At 40.8% G+C, this 15,394-nt stretch carries 6 protein-coding genes and 1 pseudogene; all 7 read left to right on the top strand.

The window, feature by feature from the left end; translation table 11 throughout:
* The first annotated feature begins 127 nt into the window (after positions 1–127).
* Complete coding sequence (locus ACTNEW_RS14150; RefSeq protein ID WP_441062154.1) at positions 128–1,438, top strand: reverse transcriptase domain-containing protein; 1,311 nt, start codon at positions 128–130, stop codon at positions 1,436–1,438.
* A 109-nt stretch (positions 1,439–1,547) separates the two neighbouring features.
* Positions 1,548–1,910, top strand: a pseudogene (locus ACTNEW_RS14145) (VirB4-like conjugal transfer ATPase, CD1110 family); the annotation flags it as partial.
* Between the two features lie 27 nt (positions 1,911–1,937).
* On the top strand, positions 1,938–4,778 hold the full coding sequence (locus ACTNEW_RS14140; RefSeq protein WP_441062152.1) for a CD1108 family mobile element protein: 2,841 nt from the start codon (positions 1,938–1,940) through the stop codon (positions 4,776–4,778).
* Between the two features lie 12 nt (positions 4,779–4,790).
* Positions 4,791–5,039 (top strand): DUF4315 family protein, encoded by a 249-nt coding sequence (locus tag ACTNEW_RS14135; protein WP_021652602.1) that lies wholly within the window; start codon positions 4,791–4,793, stop codon positions 5,037–5,039.
* On the top strand, positions 5,023–6,519 hold the full coding sequence (locus ACTNEW_RS14130) for a CD1107 family mobile element protein (protein WP_129975301.1): 1,497 nt from the start codon (positions 5,023–5,025) through the stop codon (positions 6,517–6,519). Before ACTNEW_RS14135 ends, ACTNEW_RS14130 begins: the two co-directional genes overlap by 17 nt.
* A gap of 48 nt (positions 6,520–6,567) precedes the next feature.
* Positions 6,568–8,670: a DNA topoisomerase 3 gene (locus ACTNEW_RS14125; protein ID WP_288788168.1), complete on the top strand. Its 2,103-nt coding sequence runs from the start codon at positions 6,568–6,570 to the stop codon at positions 8,668–8,670.
* Positions 8,660–15,391, top strand: coding sequence for a SpaA isopeptide-forming pilin-related protein (locus ACTNEW_RS14120; protein ID WP_441062149.1), 6,732 nt, complete (start codon positions 8,660–8,662; stop codon positions 15,389–15,391). The genes ACTNEW_RS14125 and ACTNEW_RS14120 overlap by 11 nt, the downstream gene beginning before the upstream one ends.
* The last annotated feature ends 3 nt before the right edge of the window (positions 15,392–15,394 follow it).

The following is a 15,394-nucleotide window of genomic DNA, read 5'->3' as shown; positions in this document are numbered from 1 at the left end:
AAACAATTCGCAGAAACAATCATCTTTAAAGTGACTGACACATTTGCAAGGTTCTAAAATCAGCACAAAATAATCTGCCGGATAGGGCATCATTTAATTTGCCGGACAACATAAAAGGCTGATTTCCTTGATAGGAAAGATGCTGAAAGCCCCCATTGAAGAAAACGGGGTTAGAACGGTACCCGATAAAGGCACGCCTCAGGGTGGTGTACTTAGTCCATTACTGGCAAATATTGTTCTGAATGAGCTTGACTGGTGGATAGCCAGTCAATGGGAGGAAATGCCTGCAAAGCATCCTCTGAAAAGCGATATTTATATGAACAAAAATGGCACTCCGAATAAAGGAAACCTGTACAAGAAGTTGCGACAGTCCCGCTTGAAAGAGTGTCACATAGTGAGATATGCGGATGATTTCAAGATATTTTGCAAGTCGTATTCTGACGCTGTCAAGCTGAAGCATGCGGTCGAGCAATGGCTGATGGACAGACTAAAGCTGGAAACCTCTCCAGATAAGTCACGAATTACGAATCTTACCAAAGGCTACAGCGACTTCCTCGGCATAAAATTTAAGCTTTACAAGAAGGGAAAGAAATGGTCTATCAAGTCTCATATGACCGACAAAGCCATCAATTCTCAACAAGCGAAGTTGAAAAATGCCATGGCTCAAGCCTGTAAATCTCATGAGAGTGAACAATCACAGCACGATGACCTCATCAGATACAACCAAGCAGTTATTGGTATGCACCAGTACTATAACATGGCTACCATGATAAATGCGGATGTTCACAGACTGTTCCCGTCGATTGATATAACCATGAAGACGAGACTGAACAGTCGTGCAGACTTCTCCAAGGAAAGACCACCGACATTGAAAGGTGCAATGGACGAATATTTCTATCAGAAGTATGGGGAGTCGAAGCAGGTTAGATATATCAATGGAATGATTGTTGTTCCTGTAGCTTACTGCAGAACGCAGAATCCGATGTTCTTCCAAGTGGACACCAATCGTTACACCCCACAGGGACGTGAACGTATTCACCGCATGCTTGCTAAATCTAAATACGGAGAAACGCTGTTGAAGTTAAGCAGAGACAACGATACGAAACATAGTATCGAATTTTGTGATAACCGCCTGTCACGATTTGTGGCATCTAAAGGTAAGTGTGAACTCTCAAAGGTGTCCCTTGCGTTTGAGGATGTGGAGTGCATATATCTTAATCCACCAAGCCAAGGTGGTACGGATGAATATGCCAACCTCAGAATCGTTCACAAGGATATAAAGCGCCTTATCTATTCTACTGACGTGAAAATCATCAAGTCCCTCATTGATTTATTCGATTGCAGGGCACCTGCCAAGATTGCCAAGCTTAACAAATGGAGAGCCAAAGCAGGATTGGAAGCAGTTAACCTTATAACAATTAACCAGACTTTGAAGTAACTGTATTAGCAATAAAGACTTATCCCATGGAACGCCGTGTGCAATGAAAGTTGCTTGCACGGTGTGGGCCGGGGCGAAAGACCCGCAAGGGTCTGACCTATCGGCATTTTTGCTGAACCAGCCACAGACTGCTAATTATTCTATTGAAATGTGGAAGAGATTTCGTAAGTGGGGTGGAATCATTACAGGAATCAGTCAGAATGTAACAGATTTTCTTGGCTCTCTGGCAGTAGAAAGTATTGTGGGAAACAGTGATTTTATCCTGATGTTAAATCAGCACAGCGGGGATCAGAAGATCCTTGCGGAGAAATTGAATATTTCCAAGCATCAGATTTCTTTTGTAAATAACAGTAATGCAGGAGAAGGGCTGCTTTTTTACGGAAATGTAATCATACCTTTTGCAGACAGATATCCGCAGGATACCAGAACCTATGCTTTGATGAGTACTAAACCGGATGAGATTCAGACTTAATGGACAAAAAAGCAGAGGTGAGGTACATTGGGAAAACAAAAATATACGGCGAAAGAGAAGAAAGTCAGCCGTATGACCAGAAATGGTCTGGTTGAGGAAAATCTTGCAACAAAGGAGACCAGAAAAGTTACAAACAGCGATCAGGAGTTGCCTTATAAACAGAAGGATGTAGAACAGGCATTTATTACTTCTGAAAAGAAGAAAAACTCTCATAAAAAAGCTGAAAAGAAACAATTTTCCGAAAAAGTTCAGGAGGGAAATCCTGCCAAAAAAGAAGAGGCTGCAAACAGTCCTCCGGGAAAACGAAAAACACAGGGACGGTACAGATACCGGGACAAGCCTGCAGGTGTATCTGTGGATTCAGCGGTAGAAATACGTGAGCGCAAAGAAAAACACAGGAGCCAGTATCAGCGACAGAAAAAGAAACAGCAGAGACTGCAGTTTGGAAAACTGGAGACAGATGGAAGTCTGAAGAAAGAAAAGAAAACTTCGGCTGAAACAGATGGAGGACATTTTCAGGCAGAGAAGAATGATGTTTCTACAAACCGAAAAAAAGGAAAGCAGAAATATAGCCGAAAAACAATAAAAACTTATCAGGAAGTGGATAAGGCTGCAAGAAAACAGGAAGCTGAGAGGCAGAACAAAATTCCGAAAGATTCTGTTTATACCAAGAAAACAAATGAGGAACAGAAAGCAAAGGTAAAGTACCATTTATATTTCGACAAAAAAACAGGGAAAACGGATGGTAAAAAGAAAACCTTGTCTTCTGTTCCAAAGAAAGCATTAAAAAATGCAGTATATCAGAAAGCAGGCGAAGACGAAGAGGAAAACAGTGCTGTAGATGCAGCACATAAGCTGGTGCGTTCAGGTGAGTGGATATTACAGGAACATAGCAGTAGAAATATCCGGAAGAACCGCAGTCAGATACATAAAGAAAACCGTTTAGAGCAAAGAGCCTGGAAGAGTGCATCCAGGTATCAATATCAGAAATATCTGGAAGAACATCCAGAGATGCAGAAAAAGCTGATCAGAAAATTAATACAGAAGCAGAGGATTAAGCGAGAGTATCAGATGGCATACCGGGCTGGGAAGATTGCAAAAGAAACAAAAGACACCTCAATCCGGTCAGTAAATCTTGCTACTAAAATTGCAAGAAAGGCACAGGAAGTATTTGTAAGAAATGTAACTACTCTGATCTCAATGGGGTTGTTATTGATTTTGCTTCTTTCCGTAATGACAGGATTTGCTTCCTGTTCGGCTATGTTTTCTAATGGAATTTCTACGGTAATCGCTTCCAGTTACATTGCGGATCCGGACGAAATTGAAAAAGCAGAGTTGTATTATACGCAGTTGGAAGCCAGTCTTCAACAGAAAATAAACCAGATGGAAGCCCGGTATCCAGGAAAAGATGAATACAGATATAACATTGGTGAAATCGGCCATGATCCTCATACATTGATCAGTTATCTGACTGCCAGTTATGGGGATTTTAAGTTTGATGAGATAAAAGGAGAACTGGAAACAATTTTTTCTTTACAGTACGGAATCACCGTAGAGGAAAAAAGTGAAACCCGGCAGGAAACATCTACAATACAGGTAGGGCAGTCATTGGGAAATGTTGTGACCAGTGGATACTGTAATTGTCCCATCTGCTGTGGCGTGTGGAGTGGAGGACCTACTGCTTCAGGGGCAATGCCACAGGCTAATCATACGCTTGCGGTTGATGCTGCAAACCCATTTCTTCCAATGGGGACGAAAGTAGTGATGAATGGGATTGAGTACACCGTAGAAGATACTGGAAACTTTGCCCAGTATGGTGTCCAGTTTGATGTTTATTATGATAATCACGCAGTAGCTGAGGCACATGGTCATCAGACCTGGGAATGTTTTCTGGCAGAGGGCAATCAGAACTCTGTGGAAGTTACCCGTACAGTAACTGCAGATGTACTGAATGTTTCTGTTCAGGCAAAACCGCTTAGAAGTGTTATTCTGTCCAGAATGGAAGAGGATGAGCAGGAAATTTATGAAGAGGTCTATTCCAACAGAGGAAATTTACAGACATATAAAACTCCGGTTGAGTTAAACTGGTATGCCTATATCAGTACCTATTATGGGTATTCTGTAAACAATGGAACCGGGCAGACACAACTTCACAGAGGTGTGACGATTAATGTACGACAGGGAACAGAAGTGAAGTCAGCGATGAATGGTTTTGTTGTAGATGTAGGATATAGCGGAACTTTTGGAAATTATGTAGTTACGCAGGATAAAAAAGGTGTGCAGATTAAATACGCTTATCTGCAGAGCATTTCGGTAGCAAATGGTCAGGAAGTAACAACAGATACTGTAATTGGTACAACGGGAAGTACAGGAAGTGCAACCGGAAGCCAGTTATATTTGGAACTGGTCAAAGATGGGGAATATTATAATCCTGTTTTTTATATCAGTACCGGAGATAGCGGGCTGTATGGTGGAGGCGGCAGTTATGATGATGAGACTGTGCGGAGATTATTTGCGGAAGCAGACAAATATCTTGGTATGCCGTATGTATGGGGCGGTTCCAGCCCGGAGACTTCTTTTGACTGTTCTGGTTTTGTAAGCTATGTGTTTACCAATTCGGGTGTCTGCAATATGGGAAGACTTACTGCACAGGGAATTTATGACATTTGTATGCCTGTATCACCAGAAGAAGCAAGGCCAGGAGATATTATCTTTTTCACTGGGACGTATGATGCGGGAGAGCCGGTTACCCACGTAGGAATTTATGCCGGAGATGGACAGATGATCCATTGTGGAAATCCAATTCAGTATACGTCCATTAATTCTGCATACTGGCAGTCTCATTTTTATGCTTTTGGCAGGCCATAAGGAGGGGCGTATTTGAACATTGAACGAATAAAAGAAGAACTTGCAAGAACCTACGTTAAGATTGAAAAGCTACAGAAAAAAGCAAGGGATCTGGAAGAACAGAAGAAACAGGCAGAGGATATGGAGTATCTGAAAATTATCCGAAGCAATGGAGTTTCCGCAGAGGAACTTCAGTTGATGATTGATATCAGTAAGGAGGAACAAAAAAAGATATTGGAAACCAGAGAAAAGGAGCAGACAGAAAATGAAGAAATTTCATAAAAGAGCAGCTGTATTTTTAACCGCAGCTACGTTAGCAGGACTTCCGGCAGGAGCTTTCTTTTATAGTTCGCCCGGAAGTCTGACTGTATGGGCAGATAATGTAGAAGTGGAATCATCAGAAGAAAGCAGCCCGGAAGATGTTGATTTTTCAGATGAATCAGAAGCTGAAATTCTTGCAGATCCAGTGGAACAGGCACAGGAAGATGCAGGAAATGATGTGACGGAAACACCGGAAGTAGGGATTACCTTTACAGAACCCGAAGGCTGGCAGACAGATACGGCAACCGTAAAAATTCAAGTGGAAGATACAAAGAATACAGGTGCTTTTTCTATTGCAAAAGTAGAAGCAAGACTTTCAGAAAATGGAGGATGGTCAGACATAACCGGAAATATGGAAGTATCCATCTCTTCTAATTGTAGTATTTATGTGAGAGTTACCGATCAGAATGGAAATACTTATGAGCAGAATCGTTACATAGAGTGTTTTGATAAAACCAAACCAACTATTATTGCGGCTGCGAAGAATGGGATACTGATCGTGCAGGGAGTTGATGCGGAATCGGGAATTGCTGCTTTGTATGTCAATGGAAATGAATTCACAGAACTGACGAATAATACATTAAATGTCCGTTTGCAAAAAGCGGATACTTCCTATGAATACTTTACCCTGCAGGCAAAAGACAAAGCAGGAAATATGTCAGAGATCTATAAAGTAGGAAACCCTTATTATGAAAATCCAGATGCAGTAAAAGAGAATACAGAGGTTTCCGGAACGGAGCAAAATGCAGCTTCTTTGCCAGCCGATGGAACTGCAAGTAAGCCCACCAGTGCTACGGCAACCGTAACGGAACATCAGACAACGAATGAGACTGCTACTGCACCAACAGAACCAGAAAACACAGGAAATGAAACGGATACAGAAGCAGATACCGGACGGGTGCAGGGAGAAAGTTCTGCTTCCGGCATGTCAACAGGAACAGTTCAGGACAAAGGGGGAAAGGAATTTTATACGATCAAGACAAAAAGTGATAAGGTTTTTTATCTGATCGTAGATAAGGATAAAACGGATGAAAATGTTTATCTTCTTACAGAGGTAGGCGAAAATGATCTGTTGAACTTTACGGATACCAACATGGTCACACTTCCACAGAACCAGGCTATTGCAGAATCCGCACTGCCACTTGAAACAGAGAAGATCACAGAGACACCGGAACCAGAAGTTACGATCATACCGGAAGAAAAGGAAGAACCTGAAAAGAAAAGCAATAATTCCGGCACGATTTTATTAATGCTGCTGGTTCTGGCAGGAGTTTGTGGTGCTTACTATTATTGGAAATTTATGAAAGGAAGAAATACTTCTTTTGATTATGAAGAGGACGAGGACGACGATGAGGAGGAAGATACAATTCGTGAGGATGATGAAGAATTAGAAGAATATGAAATGGAAGGTGAAGTAGAAGACGAAGAATCAGAGGAATAACTTTGTTTCACTTAATTACAGCGACAGGTGCAGAAAGGAGATTGAAAATTGCAGCTTGTAATTGCGGAAAAACCCAGCGTAGCCAGAAACATTGCGAAGGTGCTTCATGCCACAAACGTAAAAGATGGCTACCTGGAAGGAAAAGAATATCTGGTTTCCTGGTGTATTGGGCATTTGATTGAACTGGCTAGTGCGGATCAGTACCGGGATGACTGGAAAGCATGGAAATATGAAACACTTCCCATGATTCCGGAGAATTGGAAATATCAGATTAAAGAAAGTACCAAAGGGCAGTTTCGGGTTTTAAAGGAACTGCTTCACAGAGCAGATGTCACAGAAATTATATGTGCAACAGATGCAGGAAGAGAAGGGGAGTTGATTTTCCGTCTGGTATATAACCAGGCAGAATGTAAACTTCCCTTTAAAAGACTGTGGATTTCTTCCATGGAGGAAAAAGCAATTCTGGAAGGATTTCAGCAGATGAAAGATGGACATGAATATGATAATCTTTATTATTCTGCGGTGGCGAGAAGTGAAGCAGACTGGCTGGTAGGAATTAATGCCACCAGACTGTTTACGGTGCTGTATCACCATCGGTTGATTGTAGGTCGGGTGCAGACACCTACACTTGCAATGCTGGTGGAACGGGAAAAGAGCATCGAGAACTTCCAGAAAGAGAAGTATTATCTGGTTCATCTTCTGATGGATGGATTGGATGCTGTAAGCAACCGGATAAAAGAGAAAAGTGCTGCCGTTCAGATGATGGAGGATATGAAGGATGAAACTGCACAGATTCTTTCAGTAAAGAAAGAGAAGAAAAAGGTACAGCCGCCGAAATTATATGATCTGACCACATTACAGAGGGAAGCAAATCGTCTTCTTGGATTTACGGCACAGCAAACCTTGGACTATACCCAAAGCCTTTATGAGAAGAAACTGGTGACGTATCCAAGGACGGATAGCCAATATCTTACAGATGATATGGAAGAAAATGCGTTTTTGGTTATTGATGCGGTAAATAGAGTATTTCCAGAAATATCAATGAAGGGTTCGGAACCAGAGATAAAAAGACTTTTAAACAGCAAAAAGGTATCAGATCATCATGCAATTATACCAACGGTAGAAATTGCAAACACGGATTTAAAAGCACTTCCGGGTGGAGAAAAAGAAATTCTTATGCTGATTGCATCAAAGTTATTATGTGCATCGGAACAGGAATACATATATGAGAGTATTAAGACTGAAATTTCCTGTCATGGAGAACTGTTTACTGCATCTGGAAAGAATGTTCTCCAATATGGATGGAAAGAAGTGGAAGAACGGTTCTTTAAATCATATGGGAAAAATGCAGAAAAGCCAGAAGAGGAGGAAAGTGATTTTCCAGATATAAAAATAGGACAGGTATTTGAATGTGTTGTTGTAAAATTTAGTGAACATTTTACAGCACCGCCGAAACATTATACGGAGGATACGCTCCTTAGTGCCATGGAACACGCTGGAAGTTCGGATACGATAGAAGACGCAGAGAGAAAAGGGCTTGGAACTCCGGCTACCAGGGCAGCGATTATTGAAAAACTGATTGAGAAAGGCTTTATTGAGCGTAAAAAGAAGCAGATATTACCTACAGCAGATGGAAGAAATCTGATCAGGATTCTTCCGGAAATGATCAAATCACCAAAACTTACAGCAGAATGGGAAAATGATCTGACACTGATTTCCAGAGGCCAGAAAAATGTAGAAGAATTTCTCTTCGAAATTGAAAAAATGGTTACCAAATTGGTAAGTGATAATGGACAGCCAGTGGAAGAATACCAGAAACTATTTTCAGATGGTCGGAAAGAAATTGGAAAATGCCCAAGATGTGGCAATAAGGTTTATGTGGGAAAGAGAAATTATTATTGTTCAGGAAGTGATTGCAGTTTTACTTTATGGAAAAATAACCGATTTTTTGAGAGTCAGGGAAAAATACTTGATGAAGCAACTGTCAGGAAGCTGCTGAGTGAGAAGCAGGTGCATTTCAAAGATCTGGTATCAGAGAAAACAAAAAGGAAGTATGAAGCAACTATAAAGATGGAGGTTTCAGAAACCGGAAATCCAAAGTTTCAGTTGATTTTCCCGGAACGGAAGAAAGGAAAAAAGAATGAAGAATAAAAAAAATATGAGAAGATTTTTGTCGGGATTCTTGGCAATGCTTACAGTGTTATCTACAATTCTATCTCCAATACTGTCCTATGCGGCAGATGTAGTGCCAGAAGAGCCACCGTTATACGAAAAGGTAAAAAATGAACTTGATGCAGATGAGGTGGTAAAAGCAAAAGATCTGGAACTGGAAACAGGCAGTATTTTTGAAGTGGAGAAAGATTTTACCGGACTGGAAATACCAGATGAAAAAAAGGTGAAGATCACTTTCCATGAGGCAAAAAATGAGGAAAAGCAGGACTTTACAACAGATTACGAAGATACATACAAAGCTGTTTATTATGTAGAGCCAGTAAGTGGCCACCCAATTTATCAGATCAATCGTAAGCTGATTGTAAAGGAAGCGGTGGTGCAGGTTGCTGAATCTGAGAATCAGGAATCTGTAAGCAACCAGGAAGATGAGAATGAAGCAGAAGGCGAGGAACCAGCCATAGGCACTGCAGAGAGTGAAGAACCTGTGCAGGATGAGGGAAATGTAGAAATTCCGTCAGAGGATAAAATCTATGAAGAAGTAACTCCGACAGAAATTCCGGTTGAGGAAGAGCCAATAGATACACCAATCCCGGAAAATCCGTCTGAGGAAGTTTCAACAGAAGAACCTGCCATAGATGATAATCCGGATACAGACAGCACATTTGAAGAAATTACAGATACAGATCCGGAAGAAATGCCAGAGGCGACAGACGACTCTTTTACAGATGGAACAGAGAAAACAGAAGATGCAGATGGAAATTATCAGGTAAATATTGTTCGTGGAGAGGAATTTCATATTGAGCTGAACCATGAAGATGGACAGTATCAGCCAGGAGAAACCGTTGTATTTTCCGGAGATATGCCGCAAGGCAGCTTAATTGCAGTAGGAACAACAAAAGTACAGGCAAACCAGACAGAGAATACAGAAGATTTATTGTATTCAGAGGTGACTTATCACGAAGAATCGGATAAATTCAGTTTTGAAATGCCAGCAGATGACATTGACCTAAGTGTTTCCATGGATCAGGCAGAAAATGGTATCATGTTACTTGCAACCGATACTCCATGGGATGATGCAACAAATATTGAAGCAAATAAATATTACTATTATTCAGATGGCCAGCTTCATCCGTTTGATACAGTTATGGGACAGGGTGGAAATGACAGCTACAAATATGTTCGTTACAAAGCAGGCGGAAAGACTTATACAGTAAATGCGTATTGTATGCAGCACTCCATGCAGTCACCTCCAAGTGGGACAACATATAAAAATATGGTTGAACTGGATGAGGGCGGAGATGATAAGTATCTGCGGAAAGCTTTGTTCTATGGATATGGCGGTCCTGGATGGGGACATACATTCAACGGATATAATGTAAAATCCATCATGGAAAAATATGGATGCAGTTCTGAGACAAGAGCCATGCAGCATTATCTGGTTGATTATTTATATGATGGCGAATCCGGATTTGGAGGTGCGCTTTCTACAACCGCTAAAAATATGCTGAAAGAGATTAAAGCAGCTCTTGCTAAAATGCCTGATCCGACAGCAATGAAACTTCTTCCAGGACTTTCCGTTAATGCAACGGGAAAGGAAACAGAAAGTTTTACCTGGAAGGCAAATGAAGCATTTACCATTACCATTCATCTGGAAAATGGTGTGAGCCTTGTCAACGAAACTACAGGAAAGACGGCATCTGGAAATGTCACTGTAAAAGGTGGAGAGAAATTTCATCTTGTAGCTACAACAGCCAATATGGGCAGTCTGAAAGGAAAGTATGCGATCACTTCCAATTTTCCCCTGGATTTCCATGCAATGCTTTTAAAACTGGAGAGTTCACAGGATATTGGATTTGGCTACTATACGGATTCCGCTGATCTGCAGATTACAGTTGACTGGCCGGAAGAAGCAGTTATCGAAATTACAAAGAAAGATGGAGATACTGGGAAAAATCTGGCCGGAGCCGTGTATGGAGTATATAGTGATAACGCCTGCACAAAGCTGATTGTTAAGATGCCGCCAACAGACAGCAATGGTTCTTCACGAGTAACTCTTACCAAGACACAGGATACTGTTTACTTAAAAGAGATTACAGCACCGGAAGGTTATGTTGTCCAGGCTTCTTCGTATGGAGTGAAATTAGTAGTTGGCAGTACAACCAAACAGACTGTAACGGACAAAGAGCAGAAAGGAAATCTGACCGTTTATAAAGAGGGAGAAGTTTTTGTAGGAGCTGTATCTGATGAAAATGGAACTTCATTCCAGTATGAGAAACGCCGTCAGAAAGGAGCCGTTTATAACGTATATGCTGCCGAGGATATTGTAACAGCAGGTGGAAAAACAGTTTACAAAAAAGGCGCAGAAGTAGCGAAAAATCTGATCACAGGTGAGAACGGTTCTGTAACGGTAAAGAATCTTCCGCTTGGAAGCTATAATGTAACAGAAGCACAGGCCCCGGAAAATTTTTATAATGCAAAAGAAACAAAAAAAGTAACCATTTCTTATGCAGGGCAGACTGCAGAAGCGGCTTTCTCAGAGACTACCTTTACAAATGACCGTCAGAAAGCAGTGGTGCAGGTGATAAAGAAAGACAAAGATACTGAAAATACACTATCCGGAGGGCATTTTGCTCTGTTTGCAGCGCAGGATATGAAAACTGTGGATGGAAAAGTAGCGGTAAAAAAAGATGCTCTGATTGAGACTGCAATTACTGGTACTGATGGAAAAGCAGCATTTAAAGCAGATCTTCCAGTGGGATTTTCTTATTATGTAAAAGAAGTCCAGGCTCCGGCTGGTTATGTCAGAAATGAGAAAGATACTTATTCTTTCCAGTTCAGTTATACCAATGATGAACAGGCAAAAATTTCTTTCAGTCATACTTTTGTGAATGACAGGGTCAGTGCTGCAATCTCTTTGAATAAAAAAGATGCCGAGACAAAAGAAAATAAGGCACAGGGAGATGCTTCCCTGGAAAATGCGGTGTATGGACTTTATGCAAGAAACGACATTACCCATCCAGATGGAAAGACAGGCGTTATTTATAAAGCCGGAAGCCAGATTGGTACGCTAACTACCGATAAAGAAGGAAAAGCAAGGATAGAGAATCTTTATCTTGGAGAGTATTACATCAAGGAAATTACCCCATCCGTAGGATATCTGGCAGACGAGCATGAATATGATCTTGTATGCAGTGATGAAGGTGATCTGACAGCGGTTGTAGAAAAAGAGTGTACCTCACTGGAAACGGTGAAGAAACAGCCGTTTGAACTTATTAAAGCTGCCAATAATGGAGACACAGATGCTGCATTACTATCCGGAGCTGGATTTAGTGCATATCTGGTATCTTCTTTGGTGGTAAAAGAGGATGGAAATTATGATTTTTCCTCTGCAGAGCCAGTTGTGATTGGTGAAAATGGAGCAACGGAAATTTTTACAAATGAGAAAGGCTATGTAAAATCCATTGCAATTCCATATGGAACATATCTGGTGAGAGAAACTACAACACCCCATAATTACAAACCTGTAGATGATTTTATTGTCCGGATTACAGAGAATAAACCAACAGAGCCGCAGACATGGAGAGTTCTTTTGGATAAAGAATTTTCTGCAAAACTGAAAATTATCAAACAGGATGATGAGACTAAAAAATCTGTTCTAATTCCGGGAACAGAGTTTAAAATTTATGATATGGATCATGAAAAATATGTAGAGCAGGTAACTACATACCCGACAACTGTTACACATACCTCATATTTCACAGATATAGATGGATATCTGATACTGCCTCAGAATTTAAAAATTGGTCATTATAGAATCGAAGAGGTAACAGCACCGGACGGTTATACCATTAACAAAAATTATGTCGAAATACAGGTGGATACCAATACCCTGTATCAGACGGATCCGGTTTCAGGTGATGCGGTCATTGAAGTGGTATATGAGGACCATTCGGTGAAAGGAAAACTCACTGTACAGAAAAAAGGAGAGGTTCTTTCGACCTATAAGAATGATTTTAGGTATGAAGTTCAAAACCTTTCCGGTGCAGTATATGAAGTATATGCTGCAGAGGATATCTATACAGCAGATTTCCAGAAAGATGATACAGGAAAAAGAATCCTGAAATATGCAAAGGGTGAAAAAGTTGCAGAACTGACAACGGATGAATCCGGAAAAGCAGAGCTTGATAATCTGCCTCTAGGAGAATACAAAGTTGTAGAAAAGACTGCACCGGAGGGATTTGTATTAAATGAAGAAGAACAGAAGATTTCTTTCGTCTATGCAGACCAGAATACACCAGTGATCTCACAGAGTGCAGAGTTTATAAATGACCGCCAGAAAGTAGAAGTGTCAGTTGTGAAAAAAGATGCTGAAAATGAGAAAGGGCTTTCTGGAGCAGAGTTTGGTCTTTACGCAAAAGAGGATATAAAAGCAGGGGATAAGGTACTGGTAAAAGCAGACGAACTGCTTACAAAAGCGGTAACAGGTGAAGATGGAAAAACTGTTTTTGAGCAGGATCTGCCATTTGGAACTTATTATATAAAAGAACTGGCAGCACCAGATGGTTTTGTATCTTCAGATGAGCAGATTGAGGTGACTGCGAAATATCAGGGACAGGAAGTAAAAACAGTAAAACTGGAAACCGTTTTTAAGAATGAGCCGACAACAACTGAATTTACGAAATCAGATATTACAACAGGTGTGGAACTTGACGGAGCAACACTGACGGTTTTGGATTCAGACGGAAAAGAAGTAGAAAAATGGACTTCTGTAAAAGGAAAAGCTCATGTAATAAAAAGACTCCATGTGGGAAAAACCTACACACTTCGGGAAGAGTTTGCACCATATGGTTATCTGCAGGCGGAGGAAGTGAAATTTACAGTTTCTGATACTGCAGATGTTCAAAAAGTAGAAATGAAGGATGCTGTTCCGGTTGGACGAATCATCATCAATAAAAAAGGTGAATTTGTCAAGGAAGTTACCTGGAAAGATATGCTGGCAGGCGGCATGGACGCAGCATTTGGCTATGTTACAGGTTCTTTGAAAGATGTTACTTTTGAAATTTATGCAGCGGAGGATATCAAGGCTGCAGATGGGGAAAGCAGTGATTATTATAAAAAGGACGAATTGGTAGCAACAATTACTACAGATGCTCTTGGATATGCAAGAGCAGAAGATCTTCCTTTAGGCAAATATTATGTAAAGGAAAAAGAGACGGCGGATGGATATGTTCTGGATGGAGAAATCAGAGAGGTTGATCTGACTTATCGTGATCAGAATACTCCGGTTGTGACTTATGATGAGGACTGGCAGAATAACCGCCAGAAAGCAAAAGTAACTGTAGTTAAGAAAGAAAAAAATACAGACCGTGTTCTGGAAGGCGGAGTATTTGCACTTTATACAAAGAATGATATTTTAAATGCAGAAGGCGAAGTAATCCTGAAAGCAGATACCATGATCGAGCAGAAAGCTACGGATCAGGATGGAAGGATTGTATTTACGGCAGATCTTCCAATCAATGGCAACTACTATGTAAAAGAAGTGCAGGCTCCTGCTGGATTTGTGACAACAGAAGAAATCAAGGAATTTGATTTTGCTTATGCGGGAGAAGAGGTTGCAGAAGTATCCTTTGAGTTCACTTATGAAGATGAGCCAACTACTTTTGAAATCACAAAATCAGATATTACAACCGGGGAAGAATTACCAGGTGCAAAACTGAAAGTATCCGATTCAGAGGGAAACGTTGTGGATGAGTGGACTTCCGGAAGCACACCACACATCATTAAGGAACTGGAAGTTGGAAAGAAATATATATTAACAGAGACAATTCCTGCTGATGGTTATGCAACTGCAGAATCCATTACGTTTGTAGTAGAAAATACTGCAGATATACAGAAAGTAGAAATGCAGGATGATACAACAAAAATTCTGATCAGTAAAGTTGATATGACAGATGGAAGCAGCGAGGTCAAAGGTGCTAAACTGTATATTCTTAATGAAAACCAGGAAGTTATGGAAAGCTGGACATCTGGTGATCAGCCCCATTATGTAGAGAAACTTTCAGTCGGCACTTATACGTTGTTGGAGGAAACAGCACCGAAAGGCTATATTGTGACAAATAAAGTGACATTTGAGGTTAAGGACACCGGAGATGTTCAGGGAGCCAAAATGGAAGATGAACAGGCAATGGGCAAGGTAATCTTAAATAAAACGGATAAAGATACCAAGAAGCCAATGAAAGGTGTAGAATTTGCCCTTTGTGACAGCAAAGGTAAAGTTCTGGAAACTCTGGTAACAGACAGTGCTGGCCATGCAGAATCAAAGAATTATCCGATTGCGACTTTTAAGAATGGGCAGTATAAAAAAGCAATCACATATATCCTGAAAGAAACAAAAACACTGGATGGCTATCAGCTTGATGAAACCGAGCATAAGATTCAGTTTGAATATGTCAATGACCGTACTCCTGTGATTGAATATACTCTGGATCTGACAAATAAGAAAGCTCCGGAAAAAGACACTCCGGAAACATCAGAAAACCAGGGAGTCAGCACTCCTGGTTCCCATGGTTCTGATGCGACTTCTGTATCCAATTCACCAAAAACAGGAGATAATACAAATATTGCTATTTTTGTGCTGGCACTTGCAGTATCAGCAGGATGTCTGGGAACTGTAGTGACAGTTAAGAGAAAACGCAAATGATAA

Source organism: Blautia sp. HCP3S3_G3 (genome assembly GCF_052063365.1).
Classification (GTDB): domain Bacteria; phylum Bacillota; class Clostridia; order Lachnospirales; family Lachnospiraceae; genus Blautia_A.
This window is presented reverse-complemented; position numbering and strand designations above follow the sequence as displayed.